At 45.5% G+C, this 255-nt stretch carries 1 protein-coding gene; it reads right to left on the reverse strand.

What is annotated here, in order from left to right; all coding sequences use genetic code 11:
• A partial coding sequence (locus WFK35_RS23375) for a SpvB/TcaC N-terminal domain-containing protein (RefSeq protein WP_336735017.1) occupies positions 1–255 on the reverse strand: 255 nt, incomplete at both ends.

Raw genomic sequence — 255 nt, forward strand, 5'->3', positions numbered from 1 at the left:
TGCTCACCGGCAATGGTATAAATTTCAGATTCATTGGTGCTGCTGAATGTAGGAACTCCCCAACGTGTATCAAGATCAATGGTTTCCACGGGGATATCCCATCCCGTTCCGGCCCATCCAAATTTATTATCACTGTTGTAAACCAGAGATACGCTTGGCTGGAATCCTCCGATTCCTGCAGGAATTTCTATAGGATACTGTACATTGGCACTTCCCTGCTGATTAGGGGTAGGCGGAGAAATAAGGTTAATCTTC

The sequence above is a fragment of the Chryseobacterium sp. VD8 genome, from assembly GCF_037149975.1.
GTDB classification, from domain to species: Bacteria; Bacteroidota; Bacteroidia; order Flavobacteriales; family Weeksellaceae; genus Chryseobacterium; species Chryseobacterium indicum.